The 6,014-nt window shown below is 42.8% G+C and carries 7 protein-coding genes; 2 read left to right on the top strand and 5 right to left on the bottom strand.

Annotation, left to right across the window (positions count from 1 at the left end; genetic code table 11):
* Positions 1-720: NAD(P)/FAD-dependent oxidoreductase (locus ACWF5P_RS19555; RefSeq protein ID WP_452445187.1), on the top strand; the 720-nt coding region annotated here is incomplete at its 5' end.
* Between the two features lie 95 nt (positions 721-815).
* Here ACWF5P_RS19555 and chbG read toward each other — a convergent pair.
* The 5 genes from chbG to ACWF5P_RS19530 are packed head-to-tail and all read right to left on the bottom strand — an operon-like array spanning position 816 to position 4,911.
* A complete protein-coding gene (gene chbG, locus ACWF5P_RS19550) occupies positions 816-1,547 on the bottom strand; it encodes a chitin disaccharide deacetylase (RefSeq protein ID WP_434169111.1) in 732 nt (243 codons plus the stop codon).
* Positions 1,544-2,887, bottom strand: coding sequence for a family 4 glycosyl hydrolase (locus tag ACWF5P_RS19545; RefSeq protein WP_434169110.1), 1,344 nt, complete (start codon positions 2,885-2,887; stop codon positions 1,544-1,546). The genes chbG and ACWF5P_RS19545 overlap by 4 nt, the downstream gene beginning before the upstream one ends.
* The gene (locus ACWF5P_RS19540; protein WP_230177452.1) at positions 2,884-3,231 is read right to left on the bottom strand and encodes a PTS lactose/cellobiose transporter subunit IIA; all 348 of its coding nucleotides are present in this window, start codon (positions 3,229-3,231) and stop codon (positions 2,884-2,886) included. The genes ACWF5P_RS19545 and ACWF5P_RS19540 overlap by 4 nt, the downstream gene beginning before the upstream one ends.
* Positions 3,232-3,248: 17 nt before the next feature.
* Positions 3,249-4,598 (bottom strand): PTS sugar transporter subunit IIC, encoded by a 1,350-nt coding sequence (locus ACWF5P_RS19535; RefSeq protein ID WP_034313464.1) that lies wholly within the window; start codon positions 4,596-4,598, stop codon positions 3,249-3,251.
* Between the two features lie 4 nt (positions 4,599-4,602).
* Positions 4,603-4,911, bottom strand: coding sequence for a PTS sugar transporter subunit IIB (locus tag ACWF5P_RS19530; RefSeq protein WP_048684685.1), 309 nt, complete (start codon positions 4,909-4,911; stop codon positions 4,603-4,605).
* Between the two features lie 278 nt (positions 4,912-5,189).
* On the opposite strand from ACWF5P_RS19530, the gene ACWF5P_RS19525 reads away from it, so the two are divergent.
* Positions 5,190-5,906 (top strand): GntR family transcriptional regulator, encoded by a 717-nt coding sequence (locus tag ACWF5P_RS19525; RefSeq protein WP_101224747.1) that lies wholly within the window; start codon positions 5,190-5,192, stop codon positions 5,904-5,906.
* The last annotated feature ends 108 nt before the right edge of the window (positions 5,907-6,014 follow it).

The raw sequence follows: 6,014 nt of genomic DNA, 5'->3' as shown, positions 1-6,014 counted from the left end.
GCAACCATCGTGATCGGCGGCGGCGGCTTGACGGGCGTCGAATTAATCGGTGAAATCGTGGATCATTTCCCTAAAATCGCCAAAAAGTTCGGAGTGGACTTCAAGGACTTGAAAATCAAGCTTGTGGAAGCAGGTCCAAAAATCCTTCCGGTCCTGCCTGACCACTTAATCGAACGTGCGATGACAAGCTTGGAAGCACGCGGCGTTGAATTCTTGACAGGTCTGCCTGTAACGGGTGTTAAAGGCAATCAAATCGAATTGAAAGATGGACAAACGATAACGGCCAATACGCTTGTTTGGACAGGCGGAGTTGCGGCTCTTCCTATCGTAGGCGAATCAGGCCTTGAAGTGGATCGCGGCAAAGCAACCGTTAATGAGTATTTGCAATCCAAATCCCATAAAGACGTATTCGTTGTCGGCGACAGTGCCGTTGCTTTCCCTCCAGAAGGCGGCCGTCCATACGCTCCTACTGCTCAAAATGCTTGGCAAATGGGTGAGCTTGTTGGTTACAACCTATTTGCAGCCTTTGAAGGCAAGAAACTTGAAGCATTTTCGCCTGTCAACTCAGGTACGCTTGCGAGCCTTGGCCGTAAGGATGCGGTGGCAACGGTTGGGGCCAATAACACGTCCCTTAAAGGACTTCCGGCTACATTGATGAAAGAAGCAAGTAATGTTCGCTATCTATCGCACATCAAAGCCCTATTCAGCTTGGCTTATTAATTTTTAAGATAAAGCACTCATTGAATTTAAAAGGACCATTCATCATTTGGATGAATGGTCCTCTTTTGCAATTAAAGGGATGTATTTATCAAAATTCAAATGTTAACCTGGTTGATGCTGAATCTAAGGAAAAATCCCTCAGGTAATTTTGCATTTGTCAGGATCCGTGTTTCTTTTAAACGTTTATCATTATATGAGGAGACTTCCATTAATTCTTCATCCATATAAGCAGGGTGAGTCATTATCTCCACGCTCGCCCCATCGATTACCCTCCCCTTCAAGTTTTGAAAGTAATCTTCAACCACCATTTCTCCATAAAAATCATCCAGGAATACATCTGTAACGATTTGAATCCCAGCAAGGTGCCTTCCGGCATTACGCACTGGCAATCCATATTTATCTGACAGCTTTTTAATAACCGGTAGAAATGCTGTGATCCCATGTACATGATGATGGCTGTCAAAATGAGTCGGGAATAGACCAAATTCCAAGAATCTTTCGATTTGTGCTGACCACTCCCTCTCCAATTCGCTCAAGGAAATACCGGCAGGATCCCCATATACCAACCCTTGCTTCTTAAAGAAACCAGCTTCATCAACCAAACTCGGAACATCACTCAACAAAGGTTTCCCCCATGTCAGCACTAAGTGTATACCTACCTTCAACGATGGTGTCTTCTTTGCGATTTCGATCGCATGCTCCGTTGCTTGCGCATTCATCATGATCGTTGTCGAATTGACAATTCCATATTTGTGGCTATCCAAAATCCCATAATTCACCGCTTTAGTTAACCCGAAATCATCTGCATTTACAAGGACTTCAATCATGATAAATTATCCTGCAACTCCTTTTTTTCAAAAAACTGCGGCAGATAATCTTTATGTGCCTCCAGCATTTCGTCTAAGATAAGTTTTGCAACCCGGTCACTTGGAACGAGTGGATTGATCGTCATGGCAAGCAACGCAGTATCATAGTCCCCCGAAATTGCAGCTTCGATGGCTACCCTTTCAAAGGATTTGATTTGCTGAATTAATCCGCGGACAGCGACAGGAAGCTCTCCTACATTGATTGGCTTAGGACCATCCTTAGTTATCACGCAACTGGTTTCAATCGCCGAGCCGTAAGGGATGCCTTCTATCGCACCATGGTTGACCGTATTTACCGCTTGAATATCTCGCCTATCCGTATGCATCGAGCAAATCAACCGTACAGCCGCATCGCTGTAGTACGCACCTCCGCGCTCTTCAAGCTGCGGCGGCTTGATAGCCAGATCCTGGTCTTTGTATAGCTCGAATAAACCTGCTTCAAGTCTTTGAACGACCTCTGCACGTGTTTCCCCTTTTTCTGCATCCTTCAATTCTTGGGCCAGCACATCCCCCGTTTTGTAATAGTAGTTGTGGTATGGACACGGAAACAGATTTAACGCTCTAAGGAATTCCGGCTCCCAGCCCATTGCATGGATATTCTTCATCGTGACAGCTTTAGCTGGATCCGTAATCAAATTGATGATTTGATCTTTGACACTCTCCCCATCAACGAATACATCCAATCCGTAAACCATATGGTTCAAGCCGGCAAAGTCGATCCGGACTCTTGATGGCTCTACATCCATTAAATCCGCAACACCTCGTTCCATACCAATCGGCACATTGCAAAGTCCGATGATTTTGGAGATATTACTGTGACGCAGAACTGCTTCAGTTACCATTCCAGCAGGATTCGTGAAGTTAATCAGCCATGCTTCCGGACATAATTCCTCCATTTCATGAGCAATATCCAGAATGACGGGAATCGTTCTAAAAGCCTTGAAAAGCCCACCAGGCCCATTCGTCTCCTGTCCGATCACTCCGTGTTTCAATGGAATCTTTTCATCAAGTGCCCTTGCTGCGAGCTGGCCAACCCGCAGCTGGGTTGTTACATAATCTGCGCCTTTAAGCGCTTTCTTTCTATCTAGCGTGAGGTGGACATCAATATTCACACCAGCCTTTTCAATCATCCTTCTTGCCAGATTCCCGACAATTTCAAGCTTTTCCTTTCCCGCTTCGATGTCAACGAGCCAAATTTCACTCACGGGAAGTTCTTCATGATATTTAATGAATCCTTCGATCAGTTCTGGCGTATAGCTCGATCCTCCACCAATCGTAACAATTTTCAGCCCCTTGCTCATTCGGCAGCCCTCTCCTTCACAACATTTGCATGTAAGAATTCTTCGCGTAGATCGATCATTTCCAGTGCAAGATCCTTTACTGTCATCGCCGTCATTAAATGATCTTGTGCATGCACTAGGATGATGGGAAGATCAAAATGGTCCCCGCCCGCCTCGGCATGGATTAATTGAGTTTGGTATTTATGGGCCTGCAGTAATTCCGTTTCCGCCTCGGCGATTTTCAATCGTGCAGAATCAAAATCCTTTTTCTTTGCTTCCTGCAACGCTTCCATTGCAAAGCTTCTCGCATTCCCACTATATAAAATCAATTGAAAGGATAGCTGGTATAATTCTTCTTTTTCCATTTTTCATCACTACTTTCTTAAAGGCTTAGCGTTTCTGAATCTTTTGTAAGCTTTGTTTCATTTTTGGTGTCTATCTTCACTTGAGCATAAACGAATGGTAAATAAATAGCGGTTGAAATGACTAGATTGATTGCAGCCAAAACCGCTCCAGATACATGTCCGCCTGTGGCCAGGAATCCACCCACAATCGGCGGGGTAACCCATGGAATCTTAGCGACGATCGGAAAAACCATTCCGCTGCTTACCGCGATATAAGAGATCACCGTTGTAATTACCGGGCCGAGAACAAATGGGATGAACCACATTGGATTCAGAACGATAGGCAATCCGAAAAGAATGGGTTCGTTAATCTGGAACACTCCTGGTGCCCCTCCGAGTGCAATCATCTGTTTATACCGTTTCCGGCCGGCAATGATCATTGCAATGATTAGGCCCAATGTTGCACCAGATCCGCCTAAATAAACAAATGCATCCAGGAAAGAACCCGCCAATACCCCGTATTGGTCCATGTCTTTGACGCCTTTTGCATATAAATCGATATTTTTCACTCCTGAACTTTCAAAAAGCGGTGTCGTTATCCCACCAAGGATATTGGGTCCATGCAAACCGATCATCCATAATAAATGAACAAGAAATACTAGTAAAATAGCGAATGGCAATGAATCTACTGCACTTTGTAATGGAGATACGATCACTTTACTCAACCAGTCATTCAATACCTGCCCATCCGTAGCTTTACGGAACAGCAGTCCGAATATACCAGCGATAAAGATCGTTGCCATACCCGGCACTAACTTTGCAAATGAACGGGCAACCGCAGGAGGTACTCCATCAGGAAGCTTGATGACTAAATACTTCACTCGGGAAAGTCTCACAAATATTTCAGTGGCTATCAAGGCAACGACAATTCCTGTAAAGAGGGCTGTAGCATTAAAATAGTTTACGCTTACAAAACCCCAGGCCCCGCCAGTAACATCTTTATCATCGATGGTTAAAGTGACATTTCCGATTTGAGGCAATAGTAAGAAGAAACAGGCTGCGGATACCAGCATCGCTTCAAAACCATCGTCACCGTATGATCGTGCCAATTTATAAGAAATGCCGAATACAGCGAATACCGTCATGAATGCAAAGGTTCCAAACCAAATATCACCGCCGAGCGTATTCCATGCAGGACCGAAGATGGCCTCCATCATTCTTCCGTAAGGCTTGATGACTTGCCCTAGATTATTAAACAGGACGGCGAATGACCCGATCATTGTAATCGCTATCATTCCAATCAATGCGTCACGAATTGCAAGCAAATGCCGGTTATTTCCTACCTTTACCGCCCCAGGCATAATATACTTATCAATAAAAGTCATCATATCCTTATTCTCCTTTTATTAAAGTAGTGGCTTGTTTTAGCACTTCTTCACCATTACATAGTCCATAGAACATCGGATTGATGGTTGCGACTGGAATTCCCTTTTCTTTCCCCGCTTCCTGTAGCTTGGAAAGAAGATATCTAACCTGCGGCCCTAATAAAATAACATCCGCCTTATCTATTTCATTGTTAACTTCTGTAGAACCAACTGCCCATATATGACACTCTACCCCTTGTTTTTTAGCACTTTCCTCCATCTTGGTAACTAATAAACTAGTAGACATCCCTGCAGAACAACATAATAAGATATTCATTGAAATTACCCCCCTTTTTTAATGATTGATTATTCAGTATTTTCAAGTAAGTCTAAACCGCATTTTTTATAATCGATGTTACTTTTATCACATCCCTTGAATATGAAATGGGTATTATTGCCTCCATACATACATTGTAGTTACAAATCAAAAAAATATCAACACAATTTTTAATTTGTTATTACAAATTTGCGAATTAAAGTTGATTATTGAACTTATCCGAGATAATCTATATGTATATATTGGGAATGAGCATAGGAGGAATCACTGTGGAGACCATGAATAAAGAAGCGGCATTGCATTCCATAGTTAAGGAATCAATTATCGATCTCATAAAAAATGGCGAATATCAAACAAATACAAAATTACCGACTGAGGCAGAATTTTGTAAAATATACGGAGTAAGCAGGACAACAGTTCGCACGGCCTTACAGCAATTGAACGTCGAAGGCTACATCTACCGTGTTCAGGGCAAAGGTACTTTCGTTTCGGAAAATAAAGTGAAGCAATTTCTTTCAAGCACGGTTGAAAAGTTCTCTGAGCAAGTCACGATGCAAGGAAAAAACCCTTCTACAAAGGTCATTAGCTTAAAGGTGATCGAAGCAAACGCTACCCTTGCCAAGCTTTTTAAACAAAATATTGGAGACCCCGTAAATAAACTGGAACGGATACGTTACGTAAACGATATCCCCCTTCAATATGAAATTGCCTATCTCCCTTGGTATAAAACACCCGGGCTTAATATCGAAGCCTGCGAAAAATCACTCTTTAAAGTACTTGAGACACAATTCAATTTAAAAGTAAAAAAAACGGTCGAACACTTGGAGTTTTCACTTGCCGACGATTCCATTTCTGACAAATTGGACGTACCGAACGGCTCACCTTGTTTTTCATTGGAAACTTACACATATGAGAATGACGGATCGGTCATTGAATTCTCTAAAACTCTCTTTAGAGGCGATCGCGCGCACTTTGTCATCGAGCGTAACTATTGAATATTATTATATAAAATAAGACGGCTGCCTTATTAATTAAGGCAGCCTAGACTGTAGACATACTCGATTTTTTTAGGGTTTTGTAAGTTTGGAACATTGAATTCCACT

Source organism: Peribacillus sp. NPDC055009 (genome assembly GCF_053608705.1).
This window is presented reverse-complemented; position numbering and strand designations above follow the sequence as displayed.